The sequence below is a fragment of the Paenibacillus pedocola genome (assembly GCF_031599675.1).
Taxonomy (GTDB): domain Bacteria; phylum Bacillota; class Bacilli; order Paenibacillales; family Paenibacillaceae; genus Paenibacillus_AQ; species Paenibacillus_AQ pedocola.
Genome location: NZ_CP134223.1, coordinates 1,673,196 through 1,688,394 on the forward strand (window position 1 = coordinate 1,673,196; position 15,199 = coordinate 1,688,394).

Consider the following 15,199-nt stretch of genomic DNA (forward strand, 5'->3'; position numbering starts at 1 on the left):
CGAGCCTGCTACTCATGGATCTCCACAATTTCCGTATTGACGAATTCCGGTACTGCCTGACCGTTTGCTATCGAGAGCAGTGTGCTGATAATGGCTTCCCCCCAGTGCTGTTCATTCTGGGAAATGATTCGGGTGATCTGCCCATTTTTCTGCGATTCCTTTACAGCAGGAGTCAGGCCGAATGCAATGTTGTATCGCTTCAGGCCTTTGGCCTTCCAAACTAGAATAGAGCTGGAGCTGGAAACGAAATCGAGGTTAATCAATGCACTGAAATGCGGGTGGGCGCTGATCATTTGCTCCAGCTGCCGCATCGCGCCTTCTTCACTGCCATCGTTGTTGCGGATATCCAGTACATCTATTTCTGACTGCTCCTTCAAATAGTCCTGGAGCCCCGCGAGCCGCTGGCTGAGCCCGAACATATGAGGCATGCCGGATTCGACAAGAACCATCCCTTTGCCGTTTAGAAGTCTATTAACCGCCTGCCCTATAATAGCTCCAGTCTCGTAATTGTCGGCACCAATAAAGGCAACCCGCCTGCTGTCGGGAGAATCGGACTCGAAGCAGACAACAGGGATGCCCTTGGAAACGGCCTTGTTAATAACCGGAATTAAGGCCTGGGAATCGACAGGATCTATGGCAATTCCGTCGACTTCCTGTTTGATCATCATCTCCATGATCCGGATCTGCTGTTCCAGATTGGCTTCATCCGGGGCTTGAACCAGCAATTTGATGTTGTGGCCTGTGGCGGCTGCTTCCGAATTTTCCGTAATGGTCTCATAGGTTGGATTCACCATCGGGTAGATAATGCCAAAGATAAGGGGCGGTTTGTCAAATTCGGCAGGAGGAGAAGGCATACTGTCCATCAATTCCTGCCTGTCGTTTCTGGTGCTATTGCCTTCGCATCCGCTTATGAGAAGCAGAAATGCCAGCAGCGGCAGCAAGAAACGCCTTGCATGTCCTGAGCCTGATCTCATAAATTGCTCCCACCTTCCCTGGTCCGTCTGCCCTGGTCCTCTGCAAAGCCATGCTTCCGGTATTCTGTAGGGGTCAAGCCGGTGACTTTCTTAAACAGGTTGGAGAAATAATGCTGATCGTTGTAGCCTACCTGATAAGCGATTTCAAACGTTTTGGAGCGGGTCGTTTTTAGCAGCTCTTTTGCTTTGCTGATCCGGGTAAAAGTTAAATACTCCGTCATCGTCTGCCCGGTTTCCTGGCTGAAAATCTTACTGAGGTGGCTGGAGCTGACGCCAATTTGTCTGGAGATTTCGAAGAGGGAGAGCTGCTCATCATCATAGTGCTGACGGATGTGCAGCTTTACTTTGTCAATCAGCTCTCCATATTTATCCGAACCTTCCAGCCGCCATTTCCATAATTGCTCCAGCAGTGTAAGCAGGTAATCCTGGCACTCCTCGAAACTTGCGATGCTGCGGATCTGCTGCTGCAGATCTCTCATTAAATCCTCCGTATTTCCGCCCGTCTGAAAGCTTCTCTTGGCCGTGAGAACCAATTCAAGCGTAAGATCGTTGATTAAATAATAGGCGTACATGGATTCCCAGTTTATGCTGCTCATCTCTGCGGTGAACTGCCTGATAAAGTCGGGTGCTTCTCTTGAAGAGCCGAGCTTTAGGAAATCCACCAGCCGGTTCCGGTCCAGGAGCACTCTGTTTGTTAAAGAATCGAAGGAAGACTCCCACAGAGCAGCTTTGTTTTGCTTAGAGATCTTCTTCCAGGTTTTCTCTTCCTCAGCCTCCAGATAGGAAATATGGATTCCCTGCAGCCGATCCTGAACATTACCAAGAGAGAGGGACAGATCACAGTTTAATGCAGCCTTTAGCTTCATTTGCAGGCTTTCTGTAAAGGTCTTCATCTTGCTGGAAAGTTCTTCTCTCAGGCTTCCCTTCAGAATCACTACAGTTTCTGTACGGCTTCGTTTATACATGAAAATATCCTGAAGCTCACCCAGCCGTTCGTCTATCAGTTGTTGGGCAGACCGGTATGCTTCATGGCTGATTTCTGTGTCCTGCGGATCGGAAGGGGACAATGATAAAATGGCAACCGCATAATAGGGAGTGGTAAGCTGCAGTTCCAGCTGATCTGCCGCCTCAATGGCGGCTGCGGTGCCGATGAGCCCGCCGCACAGATCGGCAAACAGCTTTTCAGGAGTGTAGGCATATCGTCTTTTCAGGCGCTGTTCTTCATCAATTCTGACACTTACCGTATGTAACAGCTGGATAAGATCCGCAGAGCTGAACGGCTTCAGGCAATAATCCTCCACACCGAGCCGCAGCGCGGTCTGTGCATACTGGAAATCGTTGTGTCCGCTTAGGATGATAATTTTGATCTGCGGGAGCCGCTGGCGGACGACAGAACTAAGCTCAAGCCCGTCCATAAAGGGCATTTTGATATCGGTAATCAGAATATCAGGAAGCTGCTGTTCAATCAGCGGCAGGGCCAATTCGCCGTCAGGTGCGTCTCCGCAATAAATGAAACCCTCCTTCTCCCAATCGATACACTCCCGTATACTTTCACGAATCAGAATTTCATCATCGACCAGCATTACCTTCTTCATGTCAAGCCCCCTTGTTCTTGGGTATGCGGACGGAGATTGTTGTCCATTCCCCGGCAGTGCTGTCCAGCTGGAGTCCATATTCTTCTCCGAAATAAAGGCGCAGACGCTGATGCACATTCAGCAGCCCGAAACCGCCTTCCGTAAGATCGCTTTCTTCTACCTGGGCAGGCTGATTCAATTGACTCCTTAGAAGCGCCAGCCGCTCGGCGGAGATGCCGATGCCGTTATCCGTGACGGTGAGTACGACCGATGAATGGCCTTCCGCATAACCGCTGACCGTAATCAGTCCTTTGCCGCGTTTATTCTTGATTCCATGATAGATTGCATTCTCAATCAGCGGCTGCAGTGTCATATTGAGAATCGGATACTCCTCAAGCTCTGGTTCCACCTGAATCTGATACTCGAGAATATCCCGGTACCGCATCTGCTGGATCGTCAGATAGCTCTGGGCATGGGCCAGTTCTGTACGGATCATAACCCAATCCCGTCCTTTATTCAGACTGAGCCGGAAAAACTGGGATAGCGCTTTTACCAAATGGATGACACTATCATTCTTGTTCGCTTCAGCCAACCAGACGATGGAATCCAGTGTATTGTACAGAAAATGGGGATTAATTTGCGCCTGAAGCGTACGCAGCTCCGCCTTTTGCAGCAGTTTCTGCTCCCTGATGCTTTGCTCCAGCAGCCCCTTGATTTTTTCAACCATGATATTAAAGCTTTGACCCAGATCAGCAATTTCATCATTGCCCGAAGGTTTGACTTTAGCCTCCAGATAGCCGCTTGCGGTCAGTCTCATTTTATGCTGAAGAAGCTGGATAGGCTGGGTGAGCTTGCGGGTCAAAAAGAAATGAATGATGATGACGAATACTATGCTGAGCACCACACTGACAATGATCAGCTGCCGGATCCGGTTAGCCTCAGAGACCACTTCTTGAAGCGGTGCAAGACCCACTACCTTCCAGCCTGTAGTGAGCGAAGGGGTGTAGACAACAAACCATGGCTGTCCCTTCGTATTTAATACAAAGCTGTTGCGGCTGGACCATTCTGGAGCGGCAAAGTTTGTTGAGGTCAGAATATTCAAATCCTGCCTGCCGGCTGACGGCACATAGATCGGATTATTCTCCTGGTCAAGGATGCAGAAGAACCCTGTCTTGCCGATACTGACGTTTTCGCCAAATTCCTTAAAGAAGGAATCATCTAAATCAATAATAATGAAGCCAATGACTTCATGGGTAATCCGCTGCTTCACAGCCGCAATTATAGAAATAACGCCCTGGTCCGGGTAAGTAAAGCCGTCCACGCGGTCAAATCCGGATGTCATGGCGGGAGGGACCCTAAGCACAGCATCCGGATACTGGGTGAGGATCTGGAAATGCGGATTGCGCAGCGGATTGATATTGGACTGGAAGACTCCCTTTCGTTCACTGATGCCTTTGCCATAGAGATTAATAAAGCTGATATTCATAACATCTTCATATTTGTAGGTGTCCCTATAAAGTGTAAAAGTCTGCAAAATCTCCTTGGCCTCCTGATAGGTTTCCGACTGCGAGAACAGGAAGTGGATGACCTGCGGGTTCTTGCTCAATTCCAGCAGCCGCTCTGTGTCTGTAAACAGATTATCGATATTTCGTCCGAGCGTATCTGCCTGCAGCATGCTTGCCGCTTTACTGTGGCTGGAGATCGAAGCGTAGGATTTCTGGTAGGCGACAAGTCCAACCGCAATCAGCGGAATGGTGGTCAGTATGATGAACAAGACCAGCAATTTTGCCCTCAAGCTGGAGGAGATCAAACGTATCATCCTCATCGGTAATATCCCCTCAGTGTAAGATTCACATGGTTTCAAACCTTAGTGTATAACAAATACCGCCCTCTTGGGAGTAGTAAAGAAAGCGCATCCAAAATCTACACGTTCCAAACAAAAATATACACCAAATTTAATATGAATCCATAAAAACATAAAAAAAGAAAACAAATGGCAAAGCGAACCTGTATCTTGCAATTTTGAAAGCGGTTTATACTGGGGCCAACACCAAATGATGGTGAATGACAAAGGGGAGGAAATCAATTACATGAAGAGATTCGGGAAAATGGGAGCGGTGCTTGCGCTTACCTTATCTATGGTAATGCTCGGAGCGTGCGGCAATAACAATGGAGGAAATCAGGCGGATACAGGTAATCAGGCAACAAAAGCTCCAGCGGCAAATACCGGCAGTACGAAGGAAGCCAAAGATATCACGCTCGGATTCTCACAGGTTGGAGCGGAAAGCGGCTGGCGTAGCGCAAACACCAAGTCCATTCAGGATTCTGCCAAAGAAGCGGGTTATACCCTGAAATTCTCGGATGCGCAGCAGAAGCAAGAGAACCAGATTAAGGCGATCCGCTCTTTCATACAGCAAAAGGTAGATGTAATCGCATTTTCACCGGTCGTAGAATCCGGGTGGGATACCGTACTTAAGGAAGCGAAGGATGCGGGAATTCCGGTAGTGCTGACCGACCGTGCAGTAGATTCCAAGGATACTTCCCTGTACGTCACTTTCCTTGGTTCTGACTTCGTGGAAGAAGGACGAAAGGCGGGTGAGTGGCTGTCTGAGAAGTATAAGGATACCACAGAGGATATCAACATTGTTGAATTGCAGGGAACTACAGGCTCTGCTCCGGCCAATGACCGGATGGCTGGCTTTGCTGAAGTGATTGCGAGTAATCCGCATCTTAAAGTCATTGCTTCACAGACCGGCGATTTCACACGGGCTAAGGGCAAAGAGGTTATGCAGGCTTTCCTTAAAGCCAACAAGGACATTGATGTTCTATATGCCCATAACGATGACATGGCACTCGGCGCGATTCAGGCGATTGAAGCAGCAGGACTGAAACCGGGCGAGGATATTACGATTATCTCCGTTGATGCTGTCAAGGACGGAATGCAGGCGGCAAGTGAAGGGAAAATCAACTTTATCGTTGAGTGTAATCCCATGCTCGGACCACAGCTGATGGACATTGTGCAGAATGTGGTAGATGGCAAGCCGGTAGAGGCGCGGATTGTGACTGAGGAATCGACGTTCACTTCAGAGCAGGCGAAGGAAGCTTTGCCAAGCCGGCCATATTAATCGGGCAAATTGATTTATATAGTGCCACTCCGCCGGCTTTTCAAGCAGCTGACGGAGTGGTTTCTATGGACAAAGAGGAGTGGATGATGAAATGAGCACTCAGAAGCCCATACTGCAGATGAAGCAGATTCACAAGCGGTTTCCAGGTGTCAAAGCACTAAGTAATGTGAATCTCCGTCTGTTTCCGGGTGAGGTTCATGCATTGATGGGTGAGAATGGCGCTGGCAAGTCGACGCTGATCAAGGTGCTGACCGGTGTGTATTCGATAGATGAGGGCAGCGTGGAAATGGAGGAGGCTCCTATTTCGGTGCAGAGTCCGCTGGAGTCACAGGCTGCGGGAATCAGCACCGTATATCAGGAAGTCAACCTATGTCCTAATCTGACAGTTGCGGAGAACATATTTATTGGAAGAGAACCGAGAAAATTCGGGAGAATTCTATGGAAGGAAATGAATAAGCGCGCTCAGGAAATCCTCAGCGAACGCCTGAATTTGCAGATCGATGTCACGGAGCCGCTCTATATGTATTCTGTTGCGGTGCAGCAGCTGGTGGCGATTGCCAGAGCGCTCAATATCTCGGCCAAGGTACTGATTCTTGACGAACCGACTTCAAGTCTTGACAAGAATGAGGTGCAGCAGCTCTTCCGGATCATGGAGAAGCTGAAACAGGATGGGCTGGCGATTCTTTTTGTCACTCATTTTTTGGATCAGATGTATGAGATCTCTGACCGCGTAACCATTCTGCGCAACGGTGAGTTTGTCGGTGAGTACATGGCCAAGGATCTGCCGCGGCTGGATCTTGTGCTCAAAATGATTGGCAAGGAGCTTAACTTATTGGAGGAATTGCCTAGCCTGGCTGAAGAGTATAAGGATTCTCTTGGTGAAGAATTGGTCAAGGCGGAAGGTCTGGGACGCAAAGGAGCTATTGAACCCTTCGATCTGTCCATCCATAAAGGAGAAGTAGTGGGACTTGCCGGTCTGCTCGGATCAGGCCGGACGGAGGCAGCCCGCCTGTTCTTCGGTGCCGACAAGCCGGACTCCGGTAAACTGAAGTTCTCTGGAAGAAGCGAGGGTGTCCATACTCCCCGTGAGGCAATCGGCCGCCGGATTGCATTCTGCTCAGAGAACCGTAAAACGGAGGGGATTATCGGCGATTTGACCGTCAGGGAAAATATTATCCTGGCCCTTCAGGCTAAACAAGGCGTATTCCGCACCATTTCCCGCAAACAGCAGGAAGAGTATGCGGATGAATATATCCGCATGCTTAACATCAATCCTCCGAGTCCCGACCATCTGATTAAGAACCTGAGCGGAGGGAATCAGCAAAAGGTGCTGCTGGCCAGATGGCTGCTGACTTCACCACAGCTGTTCATCCTTGATGAGCCTACCCGGGGAATTGACATTGGAGCTAAAGCGGAGATTCAGAAGCTGGTGCTGTCGCTGTCACGGCAAGGCATGTCGTTTCTGTTCATTTCCTCCGAACTGGAGGAGGTGCTGCGCGTAAGCGGCCGGATTGCCATATTACGTGACCGCCGTAAGGTTAAGGAAATCTCGGGCAAAGATATGAGCCAGCATCAAATTATGCAGGCAATAGCGGGGGGCTGAAACGGGAATGGGAAAACTATACAAGCATCATCTATTCTGGCCGCTTTGTATCCTGGCTGCATTGCTGCTGTTCAATCTGCTCTATTCGCCGGATTTCTTTTCAATTACAATGCATGATGGACATCTATACGGCAGTCTGATCGATATTCTTAATTTCGGTGCCCCGCTGATACTGGTGGCCATCGGGATGACACTGGTCGTGGCTACCAAAGGCATCGACCTGTCGGTAGGTTCTATCGTTGCCATCTCAGGTGCACTTGCCTGCCTGACAATCAGTAAAGGCACAGACCAGAACGCGCTGGGTCTGATTGTAATTTCTATTCTGCTTGCCGTCGGACTGTCGGTCCTCCTCGGGGCGTGGAACGGTCTGCTGGTCTCGGTAGCCGGAATTCAGCCGATTATCGCTACACTGATTCTAATGGTTGCCGGACGCGGAATCGCCCAGTTAGTGACCGGAGGGCAGATTATAACGGTTAGCAGCAGCAAATACTCCTACATTGGCTCGGGGGCGCTGGCCACACTGCCGTTTTCTATTTTTGTAGTAGTCCTGATGCTGGTTGTCGCCTTGCTGCTTACCCGCAAAACGTCTCTGGGCTTGTTCATTGAGTCGGTCGGATGTAATCCGACGGCAAGCCTTATGGCGGGCATCCGGGCAAATTGGGTCATTCTATCGGTCTATGTATTCTGCGGGGTGTGCGCAGGGATTGCAGGACTGATACTCAGCTCTAATGTCTCGAGTGCTGATGGTAACAATGCGGGACTATGGTATGAGCTTGATGCTATCCTGGCCGTCGTGATTGGAGGAACCTCACTGAACGGTGGACGTTTCTATCTTACCGGAACGGTAATTGGTGCGCTGATTATCCAGACACTGACCACTACTATTTATATGATCGGAGTACCTCCGGAGATCACGCTTGTTGTGAAGTCGTTTGTTGTTCTTGCTGTCTGCCTGATTCAGTCCGACAGTTTCCGGGCCGCCATTTTCTACCGCTGGAAGACGCGGCATTATCCCGGAGAAAAGGAGAGTATCCGTCATGTCTCTTAACCGCAAATATATTCCTATTGTTGTAACGATTCTGTTGTTCCTTCTAATGTTCACCGCGGGCTCCTTCCGGTATACCGGCTTCTTCTCGCTGCAGGTGCTCATGAACCTGCTTATAGACAATGCGTTTCTGCTTATTACAGCCGTTGGAATGTCGTTTGTCATTCTATCGGGCGGGATCGATCTGTCTGTCGGGTCAATTATCGCACTCTCCACCATGGTTTCTGCCAGCCTGGTGCAGCAGCATGGCTGGTCGCCCGCGGTTGTTATACCACTGGTGCTGCTGATGGGGGCTGCATTCGGATGCGGGATGGGCGCCATTATTCATTATTTCAAAATTCAGCCCTTCATCGTGACGCTGGCAGGGATGTTTATGGCCAGAGGGCTATGTTATGTGATTAGTATTGATACAATAACGATCGATAATCCGTTCTACACCTCTGTAGCACAGACCAAAATTGCGCTGCCGGGCGGAAGCTTCATCTCGATCAGTGCCATTATCGCCTTAATTATTGCAGCTATAGCGATCTTCATCGCCCACTATACCCGTTTCGGACGCAATGTATATGCGCTGGGAGGCAGTGAGCAATCCTCGCTGCTGATGGGACTTCCTGTAGCACGCACTAAAGTTTTAGTTTATACTTTAAGCGGATTATGTTCTTCACTGGCCGGCATTGTTTTTACTTTTTATATGCTGTCAGGATACGGGCTTCATGCTGTAGGCTTTGAGCTCGATACGATTGCTGCCGTAGTTATTGGAGGCACGCTGCTCACCGGCGGAGTAGGATATGTACTTGGAACCTTTTTCGGGGTACTCATTCAAGGTGTAATTCAAACGATAATCAGTTTTGAAGGTACTTTGAGTTCCTGGTGGACCAAAATTGTCATTGGCCTGCTGCTGTTCGTATTCATCCTTCTGCAGCGGGTATTAAGCGCGAACCGTTCTTCACTGAAACAATAACAGGGAATATATGCATTGGGAGACGGTGTCATCTGTTTCCCAATGTTTTGTTATGTTAAATGAAATCGCTACCACAAAGGAGGGTCATCCATGAAACTGGTAAAATGGTGTCTGATTTTGGGGTTGCTGCTCATGACGGGCTGCTCCAAGAGCAGCGGGGAGAGTTCCCTGCCTACAGCTCCGCCGCCCGTTTCCCCCTTAATTACTGGTTTCGAACCTCCTGGCGAGCCGAATCCCATGAAGCCTATTATCCTGGGATTCTCCCAGCTTGGCTCTGAAAGTACTTGGAGGGAGGCAAATACGGCCTCTATCAAGGAGGCGGCCATAGAAGCGGGAATAACTCTGCTTATGACTAATGCTGAACAGGATCAGAACAAGCAGTTTGAGGCGATCCGCTCTTTCATCCGCAGGGATGTGGATATGATTGCTATTGCGCCTGTAGTGCAGACGGGCTGGGAGGCTATTCTTGAGGAAACCAAGGAGGCGGGTATACCGGTCATTATCTTGGACCGGTCTGTGAACGTGGAGGACAGCTCGCTCTACATTACGTTTATCGGATCCGATTTTTATGAAGAAGGTGTGAAGGCAGCCAAATATATGATTGATCGAATGCGCCATCACTCCGGTATCATTCAAATCGCTGAGCTGCAGGGAACGGTGGGATCAACCCCTTCTATCGACCGTGGTTTAGGTTTCCGGAAGACCATTGAAGCAAATGATAAATTTCAAATCACTCAGACGAAACCGGCAGACTTCACTCAGAGCGGCGGACGGAAGATCATGAGGGAGTTTTTAAAGCAGCCTAAAGATAAGTGGCCCCAGGTGCTGTTCGCCCACAATGATGATATGGCAATAGGTGCAGTAGATGCGATCAAGGAGGCTGGTTTGAAGCCGGGCAGCGATATCATCATCATTTCTGTAGACGGCACCCGGCGCGCATTCGAGCAGATGGTTGACGGGAATATTAATGCGGTTGTGGAATGTAATCCGCTGCTTGGCCCTTTGCTGATGCAGGCTGTAAAAGAAATCATGGCCGGGAGAACCCTGCCCAAAAGAATGGTCACACCCGAAGATATTTTCACTCAGGAACTGGCTGCTAAAGAAGTAGAGTACCGTAAATATTAGGAGGAGCCGGATGCTGGAGCAGTACAGGGCTGCATGCTATATTAAACCCAAGAATGATAGTATATTTGTTGTATAGAAGAATTTATATAAGCTGAACTAAAGAACTACTTAAAGGCAAAGCAACGGAGGGGAAGTTTGGAACTGGAGGAGCGATAGCGTCCGCCTGAAAGTTTTCCGCAGGAAAGCTCGCTTCGGAAGCATAAGCTAGGATTGGATTTCTACCGCGAAAAGTGGTTGTAATCAAGAAATCCAATCCTAACGGCGGCCGGAAGTCCAAACATTCCCCGCAGTCTGCGCACAATGCTGATTGGGTAATTCTAAAGTTCAGCATATATAGTAATAGTGATCATATTTTTTACAAGGAGTTGCTAACAGTGGATCAGAAAGCAGCGGATATTGCAGCCAACGAAACACCCGAAGGAACACAGATTCTTTATGGGGATTTTGCGGAAGGAGGCTCCTATTATTCTTGTACTTACCGTCCTGATGTAGTTTACGCAACCTACGGTGATTTGGAAAGAAGACTGCAGATCATCATGCCATCCCGAAGCGGCTATAAGTTCCCTCTTGTCGTCTTTATCCAAGGTTCTGCATGGAGAAAACAGGATGTATACTCCGGTCTTCCTAATCTCTCTCACATTGCAGCAAAAGGGTACGTGGTAGCCAGCGTGGAAATACGGGACACCGATATTGCACGGTTTCCGGCTGCCGTTGAGGATGTGAAATGCGCGATCCGGTTTATGCGCAGGAATGCAGAGGAGTATGGTGTTGATCCGGTCCGTGTAGCGGTTTGGGGAGATTCCTCCGGGGGACACCTTTCCTTAATGACGGGGCTTACCATGGGCGAGTACGATAACGGTCTGTACAGCGAACAGTCGGACAAGGTTAGCGCAGTCATCGACTATTACGGAGTTTCGGACCTGCTGACCTTAGGAAAGTATAATAATATTCTTGACCACGATGCAGCCGACTCACCGGAAGGCTTGTTCATTGGCGGGGCAGTAAAGGAACATACGGAATTGGCGAAGAAGGCGAGCCCTGTTCATCAGGATTTGGCTAAAGCGCTTCCGCCATTTTTGATCGTGCATGGAGACAGTGACCATATTGTACATATTAATCAGAGTATAGAGATGTATAAAGCTTTGAAAGCGCATGGACAGAACGTTTTATTCTATAAGGTGGCAGGCGCGGATCACGGGCCAGGCTTCTGGAGTCCTCAGGTGCTTGAAATTACAGCTAAATTTTTATCTGCTCACTTAAACCGGCCACGCTGAGGAGGGATCACATGGGATTTGAGGAAGTGCTCACTGTACATGTACAAATAGAGAAGTCTTCTGAATTACGCAATACCGACGATGATTCCGTAGTCATGATATCTTTCACCGGCACCGTGACGGGAAAGTATTTCGAAGGAATAGTTCTTGATGGCGGGGTGGACACTCAGATCATTGGAAGATTCGGCGATCGGCATAGCCTGTCGGCCAGGTATATGCTGGAGGGAAAGGACTATACCGGGCAGCCCTGCAAAATTTATATCGAAAATAACGGGGATATCTATAAAGAGCTGAAGACCTGTCTGTTCCGCACGACACCCAAAATGATTACGGATAGTAAAGCATTGTCTTTCTTAAATAGCGGTATCTTTGTCGGGGAAGGACATTCAACAGAGGCAGGGGTGGATATAAAAATATACAGGATAACCTGATGATGGCTGTTGTGGATAAAAGCGATTGTAATTGGAGCAAGGGGCGGGACGGGAGCAGCAATCACGGAAGAATTGGCGAAACGAGGGATAAGTACTATTGCTTATGGGCGTTCACGTTCGAAATTGAAACGGTAACCTTCCGGATCTATGACACCTCTTCACCCTTGGACTTATCCAAACGCAAACAAGCAGGCTATCGGTTCTAGCCTGCTTGTTTGCGTGCGTTGTTCTAATGATTCAGTATGCTTTCTTCAAGGAGGTCGTGGTTGATTCCATGCACCTTCACGATATGATTCTCGCCCCACTTGCACAACGAGTCGAGAATATCTTTAAGAGATGAGCCATACTCCGTTAATGTGTACTCTACCATCGGCGGAACCTGATTGTATACCTTTCGTTCAATTACGCCATCACTCTCCAGCTCACGCAACTGCTGGGTGAGCATCTTTTGCGTGATACCAGGCATTAGTTTTTTTAACTGATTTGTTCTCCGGGTGCCCAGGATCAAATGGCAGAGAATGACTACTTTCCATTTACCGCCTATGACTTCCAACGCCGCCTCAACTGGAATATTGTACCTTTTTATCTGAAGCACCTCCTAAGCACTTTTTAGTTCCTATAGTACCATAAAGTGTCTATGGCACTAAATAGTGCGTACTTTTTAAATTCGAATAATCACTCTACAATGATCACATGATCTTAACCGGTCAACAAATACCTGCTTGGAGGTAAGCACTATGAATTTAGGATTAGAGGATAAACTGGTCCTTGTTACGGGATCTACAGGAGGAATTGGCAAGGGCACCGCTAAGAGCTTCCTGCAGGAAGGCGCCCGGGTCATCATCAATGGCAGAACGGAGAATGGGGTTCAAGCCGTTGTTGAGGAGTTGTCGGCATTCGGTACGGTGTACGGAATTGCAGCCGATGTATCCACAGCCGAGGAAAGCCGGGTTCTGGTGGATAAGGTCAACGAGTTGGGTTCGTTAGATGTTCTAGTTAACAACACCGGGGTCTTTGAAGTTAAACCCTTTGTAGACGTTACGGATGAGGAATGGCTGAGCTATTATCAAACCAATGTGCTCAGTTCCGTAAGGCTTTCCCGCGCATTCCTCCCTGGTATGATCAATAAAAACTGGGGGCGTATCATCAATCTTGCCAGTGAAGCAGGAATTAAGCCTTATCCGGAACTGATTCCTTATGGGGTTTCTAAAACTGCCCTTATTACATTATCCCGGGGATTGGCTGAACTGGCGAAGGGTACAGGCGTAACCGTCAACTCTGTGCTTCCTGGCCCAACCTGGACAGAGGGATTTGCCAAATTCATTACGGACTTGGCTACGGAGAAAGGTCAGGAGCTGGAACCCTTCATCCGTGAGTATTTCCAGGAAAGCACGCCTACCTCCTTAATTCAGCGTTTCGCAAGCATAGAGGAAGTAGCCGATACAATCGTATTTCTAAGCTCCGTGAACGCAGCGGCTATCAATGGTATTGCCCAGCGCGTCGAAGGCGGTATTATCCAGTCCATTATGTAAATCTAAGGAGGAGATCAGAATGACAAAAATATTGATGGTTGTAACGAATCACTCGGAGATTAAGCCAGGTAAAGCAACAGGAATATGGTTATCTGAATTTGCCGAAGCGTATGAAGCATTTCAGAAACAAGGTTATGAGGTAGTTGTAGCGAGTCCCCTTGGAGGAAAATCGCCGGTTGATCCAGGCAGCGTCGATGTTAATACTCCGGCAGAAATTTTGAATTCTCAAGAGCACCTTGTTAACACCGTTCCGCTGGAAGAAATATCAGAGAGCCAGTTTGATGCTATATTCCTCCCGGGTGGACATGGTACCATGTATGATCTGCCGGGCAACTCCAAGCTTCAGCAGCTTCTGCGGCAGTTTTATGAGAACAGCAAAATAGTAGCTGCGGTCTGCCACGGCCCTGCCGGGCTGGTTGGTGCAACATTATCAAACGGCAATCCGCTTGTGGCTGGAAAAAGAGTTAACGCCTTTACCAATCCCGAAGAATCGCAGACGGGCCTTGAATCAGATTTGCCGTTTCTGCTCGAAAGCAAAATTCGTGAGCTGGGAGCCATATATGTTGCTGCCCCGAATTGGGTGAGCCACGTTGAAATCGACGGCAATCTGATTACAGGACAGAATCCCCAATCAACCCTTGCCGTTGCTGATGCCGTTATCCGGAAAATCGGTTAATGAGGGTACAGATTCTAATGTAGGCATTGGGAAAAAATATGTGACCCGCAGGATGGACATTTTAAACCAATGGCCATCCTGCGGGTCATTTCTGTTTAAATATTTCTTTTCCGGAAGGTGTTTAGCCTTGAAGAAGGTACCGCCCTGCCAGTGAAATTATGATATAATGACCTCGTTGTTTGTGAAAAGCAGAACTATACTATGAACATAGGACGGGCCATATGAAGAGGTATTTGATTAAAGTAGATACAACACGATTGATCATTATGGTTTTGGGCAATGTTTTTCTGGGCATGGGAATCAGTATCTTTAAGCTGTCTGGCCTGGGGAACGATCCCTTCAGCGGCATGGTGATGGCACTTGCAGACTCCAGCGGTATCGTATATGCCAATTTTCTAATCTTACTGAATCTTGTATTGTTTGTAATACAATGTATCTGGGGACGAAAGCTAATTGGAGCCGGAACCTTCGTAAATGCAATTTTTCTGGGTTACATAGCTACTTTCTTTTATAATATCTGGATAGATCTGCTGGGCGAACCTCAGATGTTCTGGCAGCGGGTGGTCACCGTGGCGATTGGCGTGGTGGTCTGCAGCTTCGGGATATCCTTGTATCAGACATCACAGGTGGGAGTAGCTCCCTATGACAGCCTGTCCCTGATTATGAACAAAAGATTCCCGAAAATCTCATATTTTTGGCATCGAATGTTTACAGATGCTCTTTGTGCTTTGGTTTGCTTCCTGGCAGGAGGCATCATCGGGCTGGGAACACTGGCGACCGTATTCGGTCTGGGACCCATCATTCAATTCTTTGATGTGAATTTTACGAAGAAGCTACTGGCAAAGAGAGGCTCAACAGCCGGATAATGATTCAACTCCA

14 protein-coding genes and 1 pseudogene are annotated in these 15,199 nt (G+C 48.5%); 11 read left to right on the forward strand and 4 right to left on the reverse strand.

Annotated elements, in window-relative coordinates; genetic code table 11:
- Nucleotides 1-8: 8 nt before the first annotated feature.
- From QU597_RS07310 to QU597_RS07320, 3 genes are read right to left on the reverse strand one after another with little or no spacing between them, the layout of a single operon-like run.
- A complete protein-coding gene (locus QU597_RS07310) occupies nt 9-974 on the reverse strand; it encodes a sugar ABC transporter substrate-binding protein (RefSeq protein WP_310832026.1) in 966 nt (321 codons plus the stop codon).
- Nucleotides 971-2,569, reverse strand: a complete 1,599-nt coding sequence (locus tag QU597_RS07315) for a response regulator (protein WP_310832027.1) — start codon at nt 2,567-2,569, stop codon at nt 971-973. Before QU597_RS07315 ends, QU597_RS07310 begins: the two co-directional genes overlap by 4 nt.
- A 1-nt stretch (nt 2,570) precedes the next feature.
- Nucleotides 2,571-4,373, reverse strand: a complete 1,803-nt coding sequence (locus QU597_RS07320; RefSeq protein WP_310832028.1) for a cache domain-containing sensor histidine kinase — start codon at nt 4,371-4,373, stop codon at nt 2,571-2,573.
- A 265-nt stretch (nt 4,374-4,638) separates the two neighbouring features.
- On the opposite strand from QU597_RS07320, the gene QU597_RS07325 reads away from it, so the two are divergent.
- The 8 genes and pseudogenes from QU597_RS07325 to QU597_RS07360 all read left to right on the forward strand — a co-directional run.
- Nucleotides 4,639-5,673 (forward strand): ABC transporter substrate-binding protein, encoded by a 1,035-nt coding sequence (locus tag QU597_RS07325; protein WP_310832029.1) that lies wholly within the window; start codon nt 4,639-4,641, stop codon nt 5,671-5,673.
- A 91-nt stretch (nt 5,674-5,764) separates the two neighbouring features.
- Complete coding sequence (locus QU597_RS07330) at nt 5,765-7,276, forward strand: sugar ABC transporter ATP-binding protein (protein WP_310832030.1); 1,512 nt, start codon at nt 5,765-5,767, stop codon at nt 7,274-7,276.
- Nucleotides 7,277-7,283: 7 nt separating this feature from the next.
- The gene (locus QU597_RS07335) at nt 7,284-8,324 is read left to right on the forward strand and encodes an ABC transporter permease (protein WP_310832031.1); all 1,041 of its coding nucleotides are present in this window, start codon (nt 7,284-7,286) and stop codon (nt 8,322-8,324) included.
- On the forward strand, nt 8,314-9,282 hold the full coding sequence (yjfF, locus tag QU597_RS07340) for a galactofuranose ABC transporter, permease protein YjfF (protein ID WP_310832032.1): 969 nt from the start codon (nt 8,314-8,316) through the stop codon (nt 9,280-9,282). Before QU597_RS07335 ends, yjfF begins: the two co-directional genes overlap by 11 nt.
- 90 nt (nt 9,283-9,372) lie before the next feature.
- A complete protein-coding gene (locus QU597_RS07345) occupies nt 9,373-10,407 on the forward strand; it encodes an ABC transporter substrate-binding protein (protein ID WP_310832033.1) in 1,035 nt (344 codons plus the stop codon).
- Nucleotides 10,408-10,781: 374 nt separating this feature from the next.
- Nucleotides 10,782-11,681, forward strand: a complete 900-nt coding sequence (locus tag QU597_RS07350; RefSeq protein WP_310832034.1) for an alpha/beta hydrolase fold domain-containing protein — start codon at nt 10,782-10,784, stop codon at nt 11,679-11,681.
- 11 nt (nt 11,682-11,692) lie between these two features.
- Nucleotides 11,693-12,112 (forward strand): DUF3237 family protein, encoded by a 420-nt coding sequence (locus QU597_RS07355; RefSeq protein ID WP_310832035.1) that lies wholly within the window; start codon nt 11,693-11,695, stop codon nt 12,110-12,112.
- A 9-nt stretch (nt 12,113-12,121) separates the two neighbouring features.
- Nucleotides 12,122-12,244 (forward strand): annotated as a pseudogene (locus QU597_RS07360) (epimerase); the annotation flags it as partial.
- A gap of 97 nt (nt 12,245-12,341) precedes the next feature.
- Here the strand turns inward: QU597_RS07360 and QU597_RS07365 are convergent.
- A complete protein-coding gene (locus QU597_RS07365) occupies nt 12,342-12,707 on the reverse strand; it encodes a winged helix-turn-helix transcriptional regulator (RefSeq protein ID WP_310832036.1) in 366 nt (121 codons plus the stop codon).
- Between the two features lie 142 nt (nt 12,708-12,849).
- Here QU597_RS07365 and QU597_RS07370 point away from each other — a divergent pair, with 142 nt between their 5' ends.
- The 3 genes from QU597_RS07370 (at nt 12,850) to QU597_RS07380 (ending at nt 15,186) form a co-directional block, all read left to right on the forward strand.
- The gene (locus QU597_RS07370; protein WP_310832037.1) at nt 12,850-13,644 is read left to right on the forward strand and encodes an SDR family NAD(P)-dependent oxidoreductase; all 795 of its coding nucleotides are present in this window, start codon (nt 12,850-12,852) and stop codon (nt 13,642-13,644) included.
- A gap of 19 nt (nt 13,645-13,663) precedes the next feature.
- Complete coding sequence (locus tag QU597_RS07375) at nt 13,664-14,320, forward strand: type 1 glutamine amidotransferase domain-containing protein (protein ID WP_310832038.1); 657 nt, start codon at nt 13,664-13,666, stop codon at nt 14,318-14,320.
- 221 nt (nt 14,321-14,541) lie between these two features.
- A complete protein-coding gene (locus tag QU597_RS07380; RefSeq protein WP_310832039.1) occupies nt 14,542-15,186 on the forward strand; it encodes a YczE/YyaS/YitT family protein in 645 nt (214 codons plus the stop codon).
- The last annotated feature ends 13 nt before the right edge of the window (nt 15,187-15,199 follow it).

What these genes read in the sequence shown, in the direction of transcription:
- QU597_RS07310 (WP_310832026.1), bottom strand. Translation starts at nt 974, where the DNA reads ATGAGATCAGGCTCAGGACATGCAAGGCGTTTCTTGCTGCCGCTGCTG.
- QU597_RS07315 (WP_310832027.1), bottom strand. Translation starts at nt 2,569, where the DNA reads ATGAAGAAGGTAATGCTGGTCGATGATGAAATTCTGATTCGTGAAAGT.
- QU597_RS07320 (WP_310832028.1), bottom strand. Translation starts at nt 4,373, where the DNA reads ATGAGGATGATACGTTTGATCTCCTCCAGCTTGAGGGCAAAATTGCTG.
- QU597_RS07325 (WP_310832029.1), top strand. Translation starts at nt 4,639, where the DNA reads ATGAAGAGATTCGGGAAAATGGGAGCGGTGCTTGCGCTTACCTTATCT.
- QU597_RS07330 (WP_310832030.1), top strand. Translation starts at nt 5,765, where the DNA reads ATGAGCACTCAGAAGCCCATACTGCAGATGAAGCAGATTCACAAGCGG.
- QU597_RS07335 (WP_310832031.1), top strand. Translation starts at nt 7,284, where the DNA reads ATGGGAAAACTATACAAGCATCATCTATTCTGGCCGCTTTGTATCCTG.
- yjfF (WP_310832032.1), top strand. Translation starts at nt 8,314, where the DNA reads ATGTCTCTTAACCGCAAATATATTCCTATTGTTGTAACGATTCTGTTG.
- QU597_RS07345 (WP_310832033.1), top strand. Translation starts at nt 9,373, where the DNA reads ATGAAACTGGTAAAATGGTGTCTGATTTTGGGGTTGCTGCTCATGACG.
- QU597_RS07355 (WP_310832035.1), top strand. Translation starts at nt 11,693, where the DNA reads ATGGGATTTGAGGAAGTGCTCACTGTACATGTACAAATAGAGAAGTCT.
- QU597_RS07370 (WP_310832037.1), top strand. Translation starts at nt 12,850, where the DNA reads ATGAATTTAGGATTAGAGGATAAACTGGTCCTTGTTACGGGATCTACA.
- QU597_RS07375 (WP_310832038.1), top strand. Translation starts at nt 13,664, where the DNA reads ATGACAAAAATATTGATGGTTGTAACGAATCACTCGGAGATTAAGCCA.
- QU597_RS07380 (WP_310832039.1), top strand. Translation starts at nt 14,542, where the DNA reads ATGAAGAGGTATTTGATTAAAGTAGATACAACACGATTGATCATTATG.